At 50.3% G+C, this 17,051-nt stretch carries 17 protein-coding genes and 1 pseudogene; 13 read left to right on the forward strand and 5 right to left on the reverse strand.

The window, feature by feature from the left end:
- Positions 1–72: 72 nt before the first annotated feature.
- A complete protein-coding gene (locus ACJHWR_RS00255) occupies positions 73–414 on the forward strand; it encodes a DUF1283 family protein (RefSeq protein WP_000705197.1) in 342 nt (113 codons plus the stop codon).
- Between the two features lie 34 nt (positions 415–448).
- Positions 449–1,009 carry a spermidine N1-acetyltransferase gene (gene speG / locus ACJHWR_RS00260; protein ID WP_001138584.1) on the forward strand — a complete coding sequence of 187 codons (561 nt, stop codon included), beginning with the start codon at positions 449–451 and terminating at the stop codon, positions 1,007–1,009.
- A 2-nt stretch (positions 1,010–1,011) separates the two neighbouring features.
- On the opposite strand, the gene ACJHWR_RS00265 is transcribed toward speG, so the two are convergent.
- Positions 1,012–1,722, reverse strand: a complete 711-nt coding sequence (locus ACJHWR_RS00265) for a YnfC family lipoprotein (protein WP_001445899.1) — start codon at positions 1,720–1,722, stop codon at positions 1,012–1,014.
- Between the two features lie 107 nt (positions 1,723–1,829).
- On the opposite strand from ACJHWR_RS00265, the gene ACJHWR_RS00270 reads away from it, so the two are divergent.
- From ACJHWR_RS00270 to clcB, 7 genes and pseudogenes are all read left to right on the forward strand, one after another.
- Positions 1,830–2,135, forward strand: a complete 306-nt coding sequence (locus tag ACJHWR_RS00270; protein ID WP_001295396.1) for a DUF1161 domain-containing protein — start codon at positions 1,830–1,832, stop codon at positions 2,133–2,135.
- A gap of 198 nt (positions 2,136–2,333) precedes the next feature.
- Positions 2,334–4,760 (forward strand): selenate/tellurate reductase subunit YnfE, encoded by a 2,427-nt coding sequence (gene ynfE / locus ACJHWR_RS00275; protein WP_000041668.1) that lies wholly within the window; start codon positions 2,334–2,336, stop codon positions 4,758–4,760.
- Positions 4,761–4,820: 60 nt separating this feature from the next.
- Positions 4,821–7,243: pseudogene (gene ynfF / locus ACJHWR_RS00280) on the forward strand (selenate/tellurate reductase subunit YnfF).
- Positions 7,244–7,253: 10 nt separating this feature from the next.
- Positions 7,254–7,871 carry a DMSO reductase like molybdoenzyme iron-sulfur subunit YnfG gene (gene ynfG, locus ACJHWR_RS00285; RefSeq protein WP_000213034.1) on the forward strand — a complete coding sequence of 206 codons (618 nt, stop codon included), beginning with the start codon at positions 7,254–7,256 and terminating at the stop codon, positions 7,869–7,871.
- Between the two features lies 1 nt (position 7,872).
- Complete coding sequence (gene ynfH / locus ACJHWR_RS00290; RefSeq protein ID WP_000526500.1) at positions 7,873–8,727, forward strand: selenate reductase membrane anchor subunit YnfH; 855 nt, start codon at positions 7,873–7,875, stop codon at positions 8,725–8,727.
- A 42-nt stretch (positions 8,728–8,769) separates the two neighbouring features.
- Entirely contained in the window at positions 8,770–9,384 is a 615-nt protein-coding gene (dmsD, locus tag ACJHWR_RS00295) for a Tat proofreading chaperone DmsD (RefSeq protein ID WP_000148691.1), read from the forward strand.
- Between the two features lie 158 nt (positions 9,385–9,542).
- The gene (gene clcB, locus ACJHWR_RS00300) at positions 9,543–10,835 is read left to right on the forward strand and encodes a voltage-gated ClC-type chloride channel ClcB (protein WP_071787827.1); all 1,293 of its coding nucleotides are present in this window, start codon (positions 9,543–9,545) and stop codon (positions 10,833–10,835) included.
- On the opposite strand, the gene bioD is transcribed toward clcB, so the two are convergent.
- The 3 genes from bioD to ACJHWR_RS00315 all read right to left on the reverse strand — a co-directional run bounded on the left by bioD (position 10,788) and on the right by ACJHWR_RS00315 (position 13,856).
- Positions 10,788–11,483: a dethiobiotin synthase gene (bioD, locus tag ACJHWR_RS00305; protein WP_000919226.1), complete on the reverse strand. Its 696-nt coding sequence runs from the start codon at positions 11,481–11,483 to the stop codon at positions 10,788–10,790. The genes clcB and bioD overlap by 48 nt on opposite strands.
- A gap of 124 nt (positions 11,484–11,607) precedes the next feature.
- The gene (gene mlc, locus ACJHWR_RS00310; RefSeq protein WP_000225257.1) at positions 11,608–12,828 is read right to left on the reverse strand and encodes a sugar metabolism global transcriptional regulator Mlc; all 1,221 of its coding nucleotides are present in this window, start codon (positions 12,826–12,828) and stop codon (positions 11,608–11,610) included.
- 134 nt (positions 12,829–12,962) lie between these two features.
- Entirely contained in the window at positions 12,963–13,856 is an 894-nt protein-coding gene (locus ACJHWR_RS00315) for a LysR family transcriptional regulator (RefSeq protein WP_001019519.1), read from the reverse strand.
- A 106-nt stretch (positions 13,857–13,962) separates the two neighbouring features.
- On the opposite strand from ACJHWR_RS00315, the gene ACJHWR_RS00320 reads away from it, so the two are divergent.
- On the forward strand, positions 13,963–15,216 hold the full coding sequence (locus ACJHWR_RS00320) for an MFS transporter (RefSeq protein ID WP_000091851.1): 1,254 nt from the start codon (positions 13,963–13,965) through the stop codon (positions 15,214–15,216).
- Between the two features lie 49 nt (positions 15,217–15,265).
- On the opposite strand, the gene ACJHWR_RS00325 is transcribed toward ACJHWR_RS00320, so the two are convergent.
- Positions 15,266–15,385: a KPN_01571 family protein gene (locus ACJHWR_RS00325; RefSeq protein WP_001299090.1), complete on the reverse strand. Its 120-nt coding sequence runs from the start codon at positions 15,383–15,385 to the stop codon at positions 15,266–15,268.
- 255 nt (positions 15,386–15,640) lie between these two features.
- On the opposite strand from ACJHWR_RS00325, the gene asr reads away from it, so the two are divergent.
- From asr to ACJHWR_RS00340, 3 genes are all read left to right on the forward strand, one after another.
- The gene (asr, locus tag ACJHWR_RS00330; protein ID WP_001362115.1) at positions 15,641–15,949 is read left to right on the forward strand and encodes an acid resistance repetitive basic protein Asr; all 309 of its coding nucleotides are present in this window, start codon (positions 15,641–15,643) and stop codon (positions 15,947–15,949) included.
- Between the two features lie 92 nt (positions 15,950–16,041).
- Positions 16,042–16,125: a hypothetical protein gene (locus ACJHWR_RS00335; protein WP_000233090.1), complete on the forward strand. Its 84-nt coding sequence runs from the start codon at positions 16,042–16,044 to the stop codon at positions 16,123–16,125.
- A gap of 99 nt (positions 16,126–16,224) precedes the next feature.
- Entirely contained in the window at positions 16,225–17,046 is an 822-nt protein-coding gene (locus ACJHWR_RS00340) for a trypsin-like serine peptidase (protein WP_001260852.1), read from the forward strand.
- The last annotated feature ends 5 nt before the right edge of the window (positions 17,047–17,051 follow it).

A 17,051-nucleotide genomic window follows, 5' to 3' on the forward strand; every position in this document is an offset into this window, starting at 1 on the left:
CCTCCTTGAACGTTTTGCGTTCGCAGTGGATGGTGTAGAATCAGCTTTAATCATTCATACAGGGAATGAATTATGAAAATCACTCTCAGCAAACGAATCGGCCTGCTCGCTTTTCTGCTGCCTTGCGCACTGGCATTGAGCACAACTGTTCATGCCGAAACTAACAAACTGGTGATTGAGTCTGGCGACAGTGCACAAAGCCGCCAGCACGCCGCTATGGAAAAAGAGCAATGGAATGACACGCGCAATCTGCGCCAGAAAGTGAATAAACGCACTGAAAAAGAGTGGGATAAAGCCGACGCCGCTTTTGATAACCGCGATAAATGTGAGCAAAGCGCCAACATCAATGCCTACTGGGAGCCAAATACTTTGCGCTGCCTGGACCGTCGAACTGGTCGCGTTATTACCCCCTAACCTGTTATTGATTTAAGGAATGTAAGGACACGTTATGCCAAGCGCCCACAGTGTTAAGCTACGCCCGCTGGAGCGTGAAGATTTACGCTATGTACATCAACTCGACAATAACGCCAGTGTGATGCGTTACTGGTTTGAGGAACCCTACGAAGCCTTTGTTGAACTCTCTGATCTGTACGATAAGCATATTCACGATCAGAGCGAACGGCGCTTTGTGGTGGAATGTGACGGCGAAAAAGCCGGTCTGGTGGAGCTGGTGGAAATTAACCATGTTCATCGCCGCGCAGAATTTCAGATAATTATCTCCCCGGAATATCAGGGGAAAGGTCTGGCAACGCGTGCCGCAAAATTAGCAATGGACTATGGCTTCACCGTTCTCAATCTCTATAAGCTGTATCTGATCGTCGATAAAGAGAATGAAAAAGCGATTCACATTTACCGCAAGCTTGGCTTTACGGTTGAAGGTGAATTGATGCATGAGTTCTTTATTAATGGTCAATATCGGAATGCCATTCGTATGTGCATATTCCAGCATCAGTATCTGGCAGAGCACAAAACACCGGGTCAGACTCTCCTGAAGCCGACCGCACAATAGCATTAATAATAATCGATAGTATTTTTGATGGTGTAAACCCGTTCGACGGCGGGTTTTACTCCTTCATCAACAATGATTAGCTGACAGTCTACCGGATTGGCGTGACTGTCATATTCACAGCTCTGTTTTACATTACCAACCCGTTGATTATTCAGTAAAGTAACCGCGGTGTAATCTAATTTTTTGATCGGATCCGTTGATGGCGTGGCGCTGACAGATAATGTTTTGTCGTTACTTTTCGTAGTTTTACCCAGCGGATACCCCTGATCATCATAGCGATATTCCATCTGCATCTGTTTGCTGCTGGCTTTAATCACAAAGCCATTATCATCGGTTTCCCAACTCACCCCGGCAGAAGGTAATTCTGCTAGCTGGCATTTTCCCTGCAAACGAACTCTTTTCTCCAGTGTCTGGGCATCACGGTAATAATTGGCGTCCAGTACCAGGGCAACCACGGTATTATTTTCCAGATCCAGTAATTCGAGAGAATCAAAACAGCCTTCTTCCGACAAAGTCCCCGAAACACGTTTCGTCACTTCACCTTGCTCATCCATTAATGTCTGAGTGAAATCTTTTACGGGACCACGCAGCGGATCAAAATCGAATTCATTAGAGAAACTGGCCATCTCCGGGGTAAATGAAAGTGTTACCTCTGTGCGGTCACATCCTGTGAGGAATATCGCGAGTAAGCATGGCAGTAATTTGTATTTCACAACAGTCACCTGAGAGTAGAGATGATTCTCAATCATAGTAGCAAATACAGTACTTTACACGTTAAATGCTATGCTTAAAGAAGTTATCTTCGCGTAAGGAGCTTATGATGAAACTCTCAACCTGCTGTGCCGCGCTTCTGCTCGCCCTCGCCTCACCCGCGGTACTCGCCGCGCCGGGATCCTGTGAGCGCATACAGAGCGATATATCACAGCGCATTATCAATAATGGCGTACCCGAAAGCAGCTTCACGTTAAGTATTGTACCCAATGACCAGGTTGATCAGCCTGATTCCCAGGTCGTCGGGCATTGCGCTAATGATACGCATAAAATTCTCTACACCCGCACCACCAGCGGTAACGTCTCTGCTCCCGCGCAGTCTACCCAGGATGGCGCGCCTGCCGAACCGCAGTAACACATTATCGACTGAACGCCGGATACGACACATCCGGCGATTTGAACATACAACATAATCCCACCTTATTACTCATACCCTTCTATTGATATGGATTAATAATTCTTAACCCAAAATGGGTAGACTCCCTCTATTGTTAGCGCGCTAAATATTCAATATATAAACTTTTATATAACGATAAAGAACAGGGAGTGAGTTATGTCCAAAAATGAACAAATGGTGGGCATCAGCCGCAGAACACTCGTTAAATCTACCGCGATAGGTTCTCTGGCGCTGGCTGCAGGCGGTTTTTCTTTACCGTTCACCCTGCGCAGTTCAGCGGCAGCGGTACAACAGGCCAGCGAAAAAGTGGTCTGGGGTGCCTGTTCCGTCAACTGTGGTAGCCGCTGTGCACTTCGTCTACATGTTAAAGATAATGAAGTCACTTGGGTGGAAACTGACAACACCGGCAACGACGAGTATGGCAATCAACAAGTACGCGCCTGTTTGCGCGGTCGGTCCATCCGTCGACGTATTAATCATCCCGATCGCTTGAATTACCCAATGAAACGCGTGGGCAAACGTGGCGAAGGCAAATTCGAACGGATTAGCTGGGATGAAGCCCTGGATACTATCGCCAGTAGCCTGAAAAAAACCGTCGAACAATATGGCAATGAGGCTGTATATATTCAGTACTCTTCAGGGATCGTTGGCGGCAATATGACCCGCTCTTCACCATCAGCCTCGGCGGTCAAACGCCTGATGAACTGCTACGGCGGTTCACTCAATCAGTATGGCTCCTACAGCACCGCGCAAATTTCCTGTGCCATGCCCTACACCTACGGCAGTAATGATGGCAACAGCACCACGGATATTGAAAACAGCAAGCTGGTCGTGATGTTTGGTAACAACCCGGCAGAAACCCGCATGAGCGGCGGTGGCATCACTTATCTTCTTGAAAAAGCACGCGAGAAATCGAACGCAAAAATGATTGTTATCGATCCGCGATATACCGATACGGCTGCTGGTCGTGAAGACGAATGGTTACCTATTCGCCCGGGCACCGATGCCGCGCTGGTTGCGGGTATTGCCTGGGTATTGATTAACGAAAATCTCGTTGATCAACCTTTTCTCGATAAATACTGCGTCGGCTATGACGAAAAAACCTTACCCGCAGATGCACCAAAAAATGGTCACTATAAAGCCTATATTCTTGGTGAAGGTGATGATAAAACAGCGAAAACGCCGCAGTGGGCTTCGCAAATTACCGGTATCCCGGTGGACCGTATCATCAAGCTGGCTCGTGAAATTGGCACAGCAAAACCCGCTTATATCTGCCAGGGCTGGGGGCCGCAACGCCAGGCAAACGGTGAGCTGACCGCACGCGCTATTGCTATGTTGCCTATTTTGACGGGCAATGTCGGCATCAGCGGCGGAAATAGTGGTGCGCGTGAATCGACCTATACCATTACCATAGAACGCCTACCGGTGCTGGATAATCCGGTCAAAACGTCAATCTCTTGCTTCAGCTGGACGGATGCTATCGATCATGGCCCGCAAATGACGGCAATCCGCGACGGTGTCCGGGGCAAAGATAAACTGGATGTGCCCATTAAGTTCATCTGGAACTACGCGGGAAATACCCTCGTTAATCAGCATTCTGACATCAACAAAACGCATGAAATTCTGCAGGACGAATCGAAATGCGAAATGATTGTGGTCATCGAAAACTTTATGACCTCATCGGCAAAATATGCCGACATTCTGCTGCCAGACCTGATGACCGTTGAGCAGGAAGATATTATTCCTAACGACTACGCCGGTAACATGGGATATCTCATTTTCCTTCAGCCAGTCACCAGCGAAAAATTCGAACGCAAACCGATTTACTGGATCCTGAGTGAAGTCGCGAAACGTCTTGGACCTGACGTCTATCAAAAGTTCACTGAAGGTCGCACTCAGGAACAATGGTTACAACATCTGTACGCCAAAATGCTTGCCAAAGATCCGGCGTTACCGTCTTACGACGAACTGAAAAAAATGGGTATCTATAAGCGTAAAGATCCCAATGGTCATTTTGTCGCCTACAAAGCATTTCGTGAGGACCCCGAGGCAAATCCACTTAAAACGCCTTCCGGTAAGATTGAAATTTATTCCAACAGGCTGGCGGAAATTGCCCGTACCTGGGAACTGGAAAAAGATGAAGTGATAAGCCCATTGCCAGTTTATGCCTCAACCTTTGAAGGCTGGGACTCCCCTGAACGTAGAACCTTCCCACTGCAACTGTTTGGTTTCCATTACAAATCCCGTACTCACTCGACCTACGGCAACATTGATGTCCTGAAGGCAGCCTGCCGTCAGGAGGTGTGGATCAACCCTATAGATGCACAGAAACGTGGGATTGCCAACGGCGATATGGTGCGGGTGTTTAACCATCGTGGCGAAGTTCGGCTACCAGCCAAAGTGACACCACGCATTCTCCCTGGAGTTAGTGCTATGGGCCAGGGAGCCTGGCACGAGGCCAATATGTCTGGCGATAAAATCGACCATGGCGGCTGTGTGAATACGCTAACCACTCTGCGCCCTTCACCACTGGCGAAGGGAAACCCGCAGCACACTAATCTGGTCGAGATCGAAAAAATATAACCCTCTACGACCATAAATTTTGACATGACATTTTGTTTGAAAAGCAATAAGTGAGTAATGATGAAAATCCATACCACAGAGGCGCTCATGAAGGCTGAAATCAGCCGTAGAAGTCTGATGAAAACCTCCGCACTTGGCAGTCTTGCGCTGGCAAGCAGTGCTTTCACTCTGCCATTTTCCCAAATGGTCCGAGCGGCAGAGACACCGGTAGAAGAGAAAGCGGTCTGGAGTTCCTGCACCGTTAACTGCGGGAGCCGCTGTCTGTTACGTTTGCATGTGAAAGATGACACCGTGTACTGGGTGGAGTCTGATACGACAGGTGACGACGTCTACGGTAATCATCAGGTTCGAGCGTGTTTACGCGGGCGCTCTATCCGTCGACGGATGAATCATCCTGACAGGTTGAAATATCCCATGAAGCGCGTCGGCAAGCGCGGTGAAGGTAAATTTGAACGGATAAGTTGGGATGAAGCCCTGGATACCATCAGTGATAATCTTCGGCGGATCCTGAAAGATTACGGCAATGAGGCTGTACATGTCCTGTACGGAACAGGCGTAGATGGCGGAAACATCACCAACTCGAACGTCCCGTACCGTCTGATGAACTCTTGCGGTGGTTTTCTCAGTCGCTATGGCAGCTACAGTACCGCACAGATCAGTGCCGCGATGAGTTATATGTTCGGTGCCAATGATGGCAACAGCCCGGATGATATCGCCAATACGAAACTGGTCGTTATGTTCGGAAATAACCCGGCAGAAACCCGGATGAGCGGCGGTGGTGTCACTTACTACGTCGAGCAAGCCCGCGAACGTTCAAACGCACGCATGATCGTCATTGATCCACGTTATAACGACACTGCTGCCGGCGTGAAGATGAATGGCTGCCCATTCGCCCTGGCACCGATGGCGCACTGGCCTGTGCGATTGCCTGGGTACTGATTACTGAAAACATGGTCGATCAGCCATTTCTCGACAAATATTGTGTTGGTTACGATGAAAAAACGCTGCCCGCCAACGCACCACGTAACGCGCATTATAAAGCCTATATTCTGGGCGAAGGGCCTGACGGCATAGCTAAAACGCCGGAATGGGCAGCAAAAATCACCAGCATCCCGGCAGAAAAAATTATCCAGTTGGCACGAGAGATCGGTTCAGCAAAACCGGCTTATATTTGTCAGGGTTGGGGGCCACAACGACATTCCAACGGCGAGCAAACATCCCGCGCTATTGCCATGCTTTCCGTTCTCACCGGTAACGTCGGCATAAACGGCGGCAACTCAGGTGTACGCGAAGGTAGCTGGGATCTGGGAGTAGAATGGTTCCCGATGCTCGAGAATCCTGTTAAAACGCAGATTTCCGTCTTTACATGGACAGATGCCATCGACCATGGTACGGAAATGACCGCGACCCGTGATGGTGTTCGTGGAAAAGAAAAACTGGATGTCCCCATCAAGTTTTTATGGTGCTACGCCAGTAACACATTGATCAATCAACATGGCGACATCAATCACACCCATGAGGTGCTTCAGGATGACAGCAAGTGCGAGATGATTGTTGGCATTGACCACTTCATGACTGCCTCGGCTAAGTATTGCGATATCCTGTTGCCCGACCTGATGCCAACAGAGCAAGAAGACCTTATCTCTCACGAATCTGCCGGGAATATGGGCTATGTGATCCTCGCCCAACCCGCAACCTCAGCAAAATTTGAACGCAAACCCATCTACTGGATTCTGAGTGAAGTTGCCAAACGCTTAGGACCAGACGTTTATCAAACCTTTACTGAAGGTCGCAGTCAGCATGAATGGATCAAATATCTCCATGCGAAAACGAAGGAACGTAACCCTGAGATGCCCGACTACGAGGAGATGAAAACGACCGGGATCTTTAAGAAAAAATGCCCGGAAGAACACTACGTCGCTTTCCGCGCATTCCGTGAAGATCCACAGGCAAACCCGTTGAAAACACCTTCGGGGAAAATCGAAATTTATTCTGAACGACTGGCGACGATTGCGGATACCTGGGAATTGAAAAAAGATGAAATTATTCATCCCCTTCCTGCATATACCCCAGGTTTTGATGGCTGGGACGATCCCCTGCGGAAAACCTATCCACTGCAGCTAACGGGCTTCCACTACAAAGCACGTACCCACTCCAGCTACGGCAATATTGATGTGTTACAGCAGGCCTGCCCACAAGAGGTGTGGATCAACCCCATTGATGCTCAGGCACGCGGTATCCGTCATGGCGATACCGTGCGGGTATTTAACACTAATGGAGAAATGCTGATTGCCGCAAAAGTGACTCCGCGTATTCTGCCTGGCGTTACCGCCATCGGGCAAGGTGCGTGGCTTAAAGCGGATATGTTTGGTGACCGGGTCGATCACGGCGGCAGTATCAATATTCTGACCTCTCACCGCCCTTCACCGCTGGCAAAGGGAAACCCGTCGCACAGCAATCTAGTCCAGATCGAAAAGGTTTAAGGAGTAGCCCATGACCACACAATATGGATTTTTTATCGATTCCAGCCGCTGTACTGGCTGTAAAACCTGCGAACTGGCGTGCAAAGATTTTAAAGATCTTGGCCCGGAAGTCAGTTTCCGCCGTATTTATGAATATGCTGGCGGCGACTGGCAGGAAGATAATGGCGTCTGGCACCAGAACGTGTTCGCTTATTATCTCTCCATCTCCTGTAACCATTGCGATGACCCCGCATGTACAAAAGTCTGCCCCAGCGGCGCAATGCATAAGCGTGAAGATGGCTTTGTGGTGGTTGATGAAGATGTTTGTATCGGCTACCGCTACTGCCACATGGCTTGTCCGTACGGCGCACCACAGTACAATGCTGAAAAAGGGCACATGACGAAGTGCGATGGTTGTTATTCGCGCGTCGCCGAGGGGAAACAACCCATATGTGTCGAATCCTGCCCGCTGCGTGCACTTGAATTCGGTCCAATTGAAGAGCTGCGCCAGAAGCACGGCACTCTGGCTGCCGTTGCGCCACTGCCGCGCGCGCATTTCACAAAACCCAATATCGTTATCAAACCTAACGCCAACAGCCGCCCGACCGGCGATACCACTGGTTATCTGGCTAATCCGGAGGAAGTGTAAAATGGGAAATGGATGGCATGAATGGCCACTGGTTATCTTTACCGTATTGGGTCAATGCGTAGTAGGCGCGCTGATTGTTAGCGGAATTGGCTGGTTCGCCGCCAAAAATGACGCAGACCGTCAGCGTATTGTCCGTGGCATGTTTTTCCTCTGGCTGTTGATGGGCATCGGGTTTATTGCCTCTGTCATGCACCTGGGGTCGCCACTGCGGGCGTTTAACTCGCTGAATCGAATCGGAGATTCTGGTCTGAGTAACGAGATTGCTGCCGGTTCCATATTTTTTGCCGTTGGCGGATTATGGTGGCTGGTGGCAGTCATCGGTAAAATGCCGCAAGCGTTGGGGAAACTCTGGTTACTTGTCAGCATGGCGCTCGGCGTCATTTTCGTCTGGATGATGACCTGCGTGTATCAAATCGACACAGTGCCAACCTGGCATAACGGTTACACTACGCTGGCTTTCTTCCTGACAGTATTGTTGAGCGGTCCAATACTTGCTGCCGCAATTCTGCGGGCAGCCCGCGTTACATTTAATACCACACCATTTGCCATCATTAGCGTTCTGGCGCTGATCGCTTGTGCCGGGGTGATTGTGCTGCAAGGTTTGTCTCTGGCGTCTATTCACTCATCCGTACAACAAGCCAGCGCACTGGTACCAGATTACGCCTCCTTACAGGTCTGGCGTGTGGTATTGTTATGCGCAGGTCTAGGATGCTGGCTTTGTCCGCTCATTCGTCGCCGTGAACCTCACGTTGCCGGACTTGTTCTGGGGTTAATCCTCATTCTTGGCGGTGAAATGATCGGGCGTGTGCTCTTTTATGGCCTGCACATGACGGTAGGAATGGCTATTGCAGGTTAACAAATTGGTGCGGGGCAACCCGCACATTTCAGGATGTTAGGAATGACCCATTTTTCACAGCAAGATAATTTTTCTGTTGCGGCGCGCGTGTTGGGCGCGCTGTTTTATTACGCTCCAGAGAGTGCGGAAGCCGCCCCCCTGGTTGCGGCACTCACCCGTGACGGCTGGGAAACTCAGTGGCCTCTACCAGAAGAGTCATTAGCGCCGCTGGTGACTGCTTTTCAGACACAGAGTGAAGAGACTCACGCCCAGGCTTGGCAGCGTTTGTTTGTCGGCCCGTGGGCACTGCCGTCACCGCCGTGGGGATCGGTCTGGCTGGATCGCGAATCTGTGCTGTTTGGCGATTCAACATTGGCACTTCGTCAGTGGATGCGCGAGAAAGGCATTCAGTTTGAAATGCAGCAAAACGAACCGGAAGATCATTTTGGTTCACTGCTGTTGATGGCTGCGTGGTTGGCGGAGAATGGTCGCCAGACAGAATGCGAAGAATTGCTGGCATGGCACCTTTTTCCGTGGTCAACACGTTTTCTTGACGTTTTTATCGAAAAAGCAGAACACCCTTTCTACTGTGCACTGGGTGAACTGGCTCGCTTAACGCTGGCGCAATGGCAATCACAACTGTTGATTCCTGTCGCGGTTAAACCACTCTTTCGATAGGATCACCGTAATATTGCCGGATGGTGACGATTACGCGCGATTCGGCAATAATACGTTACAGTGTCACGTTTTTTTATCTCTTAAAGCACGCACTGCTTTTGCGGCTGGCCTCTTTTGCCGCAAAATAGTCGCCCGTGTTTCATTGCCCATTTCTGCTCATGCATCATCTACACATCTATCCGGATCTGAGCACTATGTTCCGCCGTCTGCTTATCGCAACAGTCGTCGGTATTCTTGCGGCCTTTGCCGTTGCCGGGTTTCGTCATGCAATGCTGCTACTGGAGTGGTTGTTCCTCAATAATGACTCCGGCAGTCTGGTCAATGCAGCGACAAATCTTTCCCCATGGCGACGGTTGCTAACTCCGGCGCTCGGCGGACTGGCGGCGGGTTTGTTGCTGATGGGCTGGCAGAAATTTACCCAGCAACGCCCTCATGCGCCGACCGATTACATGGAAGCGTTGCAAACCGATGGTCAGTTCGATTACGCAGCAAGCCTGGTTAAATCGCTTGCCTCTCTGCTGGTAGTAACCAGCGGCAGTGCAATTGGTCGCGAAGGTGCGATGATTCTTTTAGCTGCCCTTGCCGCCTCCTGTTTTGCCCAACGTTTTACGCCACGCCAGGAGTGGAAATTATGGATCGCCTGTGGAGCTGCGGCGGGAATGGCTGCGGCCTATCGAGCCCCGCTTGCTGGCAGTTTATTTATAGCCGAAGTGCTGTTTGGCACTATGATGTTGGCCTCTCTCGGCCCGGTGATTATTTCCGCCGTCGTGGCGTTGCTGGTTAGCAATCTGATTAATCATAGCGACGCGTTACTCTACAGCGTACAACTCTCAGTGACGGTTCAGGCTCGTGACTATGCGCTGATTATCAGTACAGGTGTGCTGGCAGGTCTGTGCGGACCACTGTTGTTAACGTTAATGAACGCCTGTCATCGTGGATTTGTAAGTCTCAAACTTGCGCCGCCCTGGCAACTGGCACTGGGCGGGTTGATCGTGGGTCTGCTTTCCCTGTTCACACCTGCAGTGTGGGGCAACGGCTATAGCACCGTACAATCCTTTTTAACCGCCCCGCCACTGTTAATGATCATTGCCGGGATCTTCCTCTGTAAACTGTTTGCCGTGCTGGCGAGTAGTGGTTCTGGCGCGCCCGGTGGTGTCTTTACACCGACGCTATTTATCGGTCTTGCCATTGGCATGTTGTATGGTCGTAGCCTGGGATTATGGTTCCCTGATGGCGAAGAAATTACGCTTTTACTCGGATTGACCGGGATGGCGACACTATTGGCGGCAACCACGCACGCGCCGATTATGTCGACGTTGATGATATGTGAAATGACCGGGGAGTATCAGCTACTCCCCGGTTTATTGATTGCCTGCGTAATTGCGTCGGTAATTTCGCGGACGTTACACCGTGACTCTATCTACCGCCAGCACACTGCGAAGCATAGCTAAGCGGATGTATTGCCCCAGTTCACGCTGTTCGGCGCGCGGCAGATAAGGCAGTTCACCAATGAGCGGTGCCGGAAGTTTTTTACCGAGCACATCAATGATTTCCGCATAATGCGCAAGTCCTGGGTTGATTCGGTTAGCCACCCAGCCAATGAGCGGCAGCCCGTCGTTGGCAATCGCCTGAGCTGTTAGCAGTGCATGGTTAATGCAACCTTCCTGAATACCGACAACCATCAACACCGGCAGTTGTTCCTGCACCACCCATTCAGAGAGCGGACGCAAATCATTCATCAGACTGCGCCAGCCGCCAGTCCCTTCTACCACGACATGATCGACTTTATCGGTCAGGTTTGCCAGGCCGTTTGAAATGAGGGTGTAATTGATTGGGCAACTGTGCGCCACGCTACTTTCTTCTTCGCTTAACGCGATAGGATTAACTGCTTCATAAGGCAGTTCGATGGTTGAAACACTCTGCAACACCAGGGCATCTTTATTACGCAGCCCTTCGGGTGTCTCTTTGCTCCCCTTCGCTACGGGTTTATATCCCGCAACCGTTTTTCCCTGGGAGGCTAACGCTTGTAGCAATGCGCGGGAAACCACCGTTTTCCCTACAGAAGTGTCTGTACCGGTAATAAAGAAACGCTTCAGCATCACTAACTCCACCGTTATGCTTCACAAATATAAACCAGGAAAATAATTAACCTTGAAAGTCTAAGTTATGCTTTCCTGGCCCAAATTGAGATAGCGCAAATTTTGGTAGAACAGTTAAAAAATGTTAACCCTGCAACAGACGAATCAACAAAGAACCGTTATACATCGCGTCTTTTACTAGCGCAGCCCCTGCCATCGTACCCTGGTTAGAAAATTGAGTACTCTCAACGCTAATGTGCTGACTATACGCAGGAAGGGCCTGCTGACGGATGCTGTCCGAGATGACCGGGAAGAGGATATCTGCCGCTTTACTTAACGGTGAGCCAATCAGTATTTTTTGTGGGTTAAATAAATTCACCATGATGGCAAGAATGCGCCCGACATGCGCGCCCACCCCGGTAATGATGTCTTTTGCCAGTAGATCGCCGCGCAATGCCGCCTGACACAATGAGTCCACGGTTAACGGCTGTCCATGTAACATCGAGCTCATGGATTGATTGAGACGCAGCTGTGCCAGCTCAAGAATACTGTCCACACTGGCGATGGTTTCGAGGCAGCCGTGATTCCCGCAATAACAGCGTTTCCCATACGGGTCGACCTGCGTGTGACCTATTTCCACGAGGCTACTGCTGCCGGCGTGTAGCAGATGACCATCGGTAATGACGCCCGCCCCCACGTTGTGATCGATAACCACCTGAATCACATCGCGCGCCCCGCGTGAGGCACCAAACAAGGCCTCTGCCATCGTCCATGCGCTGATATCATGCTGGATATAAACCGGTACGCCGGTATGCTGCTCCAGCGCCTCGCCGAGCGGCATCTCTTTTACATCCTCGTAGAACGGCATGCGATGTACAATGCCATTTTCCGTATCAATAATTCCCGGCAAGGTTATGGCAATCGAAGTTAGACGCTCAAGTTTTTTCTGGTGGCGGATAAAAAACTGATCGATATGGGAAATGATACGATCCAGCAATGGTGAGTCATCTTTTAACGCCAGTTCCTGCGCCTCCTCCACCACCAGTTTGCTGCTCAGATCGCGCAGAGCAAGGAAAATCTCCCCGCGACTAATGCGCAGAGAAAGATAGTGCCAGGCTTCAGTTTCAACCACCAGCCCCACCGCCGGACGGCCACGGTTCCCCGCTTCTTTGATTTCCAGCTCTTGCACCAGGTGTGCTTCGAGCATCTCACGGACAATTTTAGTGATACTGGCAGGAGCCAGTTGCGCCAGACGGGAAAGATCGATACGCGAGACTGGACCAAGCTGATCAATCAGGCGATATACCGCGCCCGCGTTGGTCTGCTTTATTTGATCAATGTGCCCAGGCTGGTTTTCAGCAACCACCGCATACTCCCTATATTTTCGCGCTCCGAAATAATCTGTAGGCTATGGTGAAGCACTTCAATACGTGTCGTCAAATTTTTACTTAGGCATGTGATTAACAGCACATTTTTCGGGCTTTTTCGCTGAAATTTCCCTCACCTGAGAGCATTCAGCAGATGAATACGAAAGTTTCGCGCAGCTGGACTTTGTTCATGATGTTTCGGCCAGACCAACCACATTTCAGAAACCGCATCCTCTTCAGCAATCGGCACCCAGCGCATTTCGTTGAGCTGAACACGTTTAAATGACGCAGGCAAAATTGAAACGCCCAGACCAGCGGAAACCAGACCGATGATGGTCATTGCCTCACCCACCTCCTGAGTGATGACGGGCGTCAAATGGTAACGTCGCATCAGTCCGAGAATATCGTCATACAGCCCTGTCCCGACGTGCGGATCAAAAAAGACAAAGGGTTCTTTCGCCAGTTCAGCCAGCGTTACACTCGGGTTATTTGCCAGGGGATGATCGTGCGGGATCATCGCCATAAGCGGTTCATGGACGATGACTGCGTGTTCAAGCGTCTCCGGTAACGCTGTGTTACGCAGCAATCCCATATCCAGCGTTCCTTCAATGAGCGGAGCGATTTGCTCGCGAGTGTTCATTTCGCGGGTTTGTAAATGGACATCGGGATAATCACGGCGAAACAGCGATAACGTATCAGACACCGCCCGAATAAAAGGAGCGGACGAAGTAAAACCAATACGCAACTCCCCCGCTTCACCCTGATGCAGTCTTTCAGCGCGAGCGGCAGCGTCATCCACCATAGACAGGATTTGCCGACTATCTGCAAGAAACTGTTTTCCTGCTGCCGTCAGAAATACACTGCGATTGGTTCGTGCCAGCAGTCGGGCACCAATTTGTTGCTCCAGCGCCTGAATCTGCTGGCTTAGCGGCGGTTGCGAAATATTCAGGCGGGCAGCGGCGCGCCCGAAATGCAGCTCTTCTGCAACCGCAACAAAGTAACGCAGATGACGAAGTTCAATATTCATATTTAAAACATCTTATTTGAGATTATTAATATATTAGACAGAACAATTCGATTTTCCTAATCTATCCATAAGCCTGATCCACAGGCATATTTAGCAAGGATTTCAAGTGAGCCGTACTACAACTGTTGATGGCGCTCCGGCAAGCGACACTGACAAGCAAAGCATTTCTCAGCCAAATCAATTTATTAAACGCGGTACGCCGCAATTTATGCGCGTCACCCTGGCGCTGTTCTCTGCCGGACTGGCAACCTTCGCACTTCTCTATTGTGTGCAACCTATCCTTCCGGTGCTTTCGCAGGAGTTTGGCTTAACGCCCGCGAACAGTAGTATTTCACTGTCCATTTCCACGGCGATGTTGGCTATCGGTTTGCTGTTTACTGGCCCGTTATCCGATGCCATTGGTCGCAAACCAGTGATGGTCACGGCGCTACTGTTGGCCTCCATTTGTACGTTACTTTCGACAATGATGACCAGCTGGCACGGCATTTTGATTATGCGCGCCTTGATTGGGCTTTCGTTAAGTGGCGTAGCAGCTGTTGGCATGACTTATCTTAGCGAGGAAATCCACCCCAGTTTCGTGGCCTTTTCGATGGGGTTGTATATCAGCGGCAACTCAATTGGCGGCATGAGCGGACGCTTAATTAGCGGTGTCTTCACGGACTTTTTCAACTGGCGAATTGCGCTGGCGGCAATCGGTTGTGTCGCGCTGGCCTCGGCGTTAATGTTCTGGAAAATCCTCCCTGAATCACGCCATTTTCGCCCGACTTCGCTGCGACCTAAGACGTTGTTTATCAACTTTCGTCTGCACTGGCGTGACCGGGGATTACCGTTATTGTTCGCAGAAGGCTTTTTGCTGATGGGGTCGTTCGTCACGCTGTTTAATTACATCGGCTATCGGTTGATGCTCTCCCCCTGGCATGTCAGTCAGGCTGTGGTTGGCTTATTATCGCTGGCCTATTTGACCGGTACATGGAGCTCACCCAAAGCCGGAACCATGACCACCCGCTATGGGCGCGGTCCGGTGATGTTGTTTTCGACGGGGGTTATGCTGTTTGGTTTACTGATGACCTTATTCAGCTCGCTGTGGCTGATCTTTGCCGGAATGTTACTCTTCTCAGCCGGATTCTTCGCAGCCCACTCCGTTGCCAGCAGCTGGATCGGCCCCCGCGCAAAACGCGCTAAAGGCCAGGCCTCCTCGCTGTATCTGTTCAGTTACTATCTGGGGTCGAGTATTGCCGGGACGCTGGGTGGTGTTTTCTGGCATAACTATGGCTGGAACGGCGTCGGCGCATTTATTGCTCTGATGCTGGTCATTGCTCTGCTGGTCGGGACGCGTTTGCATCATCGTCTGCACGCCTGAAAAAATAAGTCCGGACTGAGGTAAATACCCGTCCGGACTTATTGCCTGCTCAAACCAACGTTAATAGCCATCCTAAAATAGACGAAGCGCCAGCCAATTCCCGCAGCGCATCTAGCGTCATCAGGATTATAAGTACCCAAATAAACGGATTCATTTTGCTGTGTGTCATTTATTACTGATGCGCAGTTATTCTACCGCTTTGTGGGTAGTAAAATAGTTAACCCGATCAAGACTACTATTATTGGTAGCTAAATTTCCCTTAAGTCACAATACGTTATTATCAACGCTGTAATTTATTCAGCGTTTGTACATATCGTTACACGCTGAAACCAACCACTCACGGAAGTCTGCCATTCCCAGGGATATAGTTATTTCAACGGCCCCGCAGTGGGGTTAAATGAAAAAACAAATTGAGGGTATGACAATGAAAAAAGTATTAGCTCTGGTTGTTGCCGCTGCTATGGGTCTGTCTTCTGCCGCCTTTGCTGCAGAAACTGCGACCACACCTGCTCCGACTGCGACGACCACCAAAGCAGCGCCGGCGAAAACTACACATCATAAAAAACAGCATAAAGCAGCACCTGCCCAGAAAGCGCAGGCGGCTAAAAAGCATCATAAAAATGCGAAAGCTGAACAGAAAGCTCCTGAACAAAAAGCGCAGGCAGCGAAGAAACACGCCAAGAAACACAGCCATCAGCAACCGGCAAAACCTGCTGCACAACCCGCAGCGTAAGTTTTCAACAGTAATGCTGGCGCGCCCCCTCGCGCCTGAAAATTACGGTGCTAAGCGGTTAACGTTTAGCACCGCCTTTAGCGGAGGGTAGTATGGTGGGCCGTTATCGCTTTGAGTTCATTCTTATCATCCTTATTTTATGCGCACTGATTGCCGCCCGTTTTTATCTTTCCTGATCGTAGTTATCTGATTTTACTCCCACTTTCATCCCGTCCCGTCTATAGTATTTATGAGGGTTTGCTTTTAATAATCATAATTACCCACCAGAGTGTGATATGCGTACAACCATTGCTGTAGTGTTGGGTGCAATTAGTTTGACGTCTGCTTTTGTGTTTGCAGATAAACCAGACGTTGCCAAATCGGCAAACGATGAGGTCAGCACCCTGTTTTTTGGTCATGATGATCGTGTGCCAGTAAATGACACGACCCAATCACCGTGGGATGCGGTTGGGCAACTGGAAACGGCCAGCGGCAATTTATGTACGGCTACGCTGATTGCACCCAATCTGGCATTAACGGCAGGACACTGTTTATTGACGCCGCCAAAGGGTAAAGCCGATAAAGCGGTAGCGCTGCGTTTCGTGTCAAATAAAGGTCTTTGGCGCTATGAGATCCACGACATAGAAGGCCGCGTTGACCCGACACTAGGAAAGCGGTTAAAAGCAGATGGGGATGGCTGGATTGTACCTCCCGCAGCTGCGCCGTGGGACTTCGGTTTGATTGTGCTACGTAATCCCCCTTCTGGCATTACACCGTTGCCGTTATTTGAGGGAGATAAAGCCGCGCTTACCGCCGCATTAAAAGCAGCTGGTCGTAAAGTGACTCAGGCGGGCTACCCTGAAGATCATCTCGATACGTTGTACAGTCATCAAAACTGTGAAGTGACTGGCTGGGCGCAAACGTCGGTGATGTCGCATCAGTGCGATACCTTGCCGGGAGACAGCGGTTCGCCTCTGATGTTGCATACCGATGACGGCTGGCAATTAATTGGGGTACAAAGCTCGGCTCCTGCCGCGAAAGATCGCTGGCGCGCCGATAACCGGGCCATTTCTGTTACCGGTATTCGCGACAAGCTGGATCAACTGTCGCAAAAATAATGTTC

The sequence above is a fragment of the Escherichia sp. WS568 genome, assembly GCF_046486085.1.
Lineage (GTDB): Bacteria > Pseudomonadota > Gammaproteobacteria > Enterobacterales > Enterobacteriaceae > Escherichia > Escherichia coli.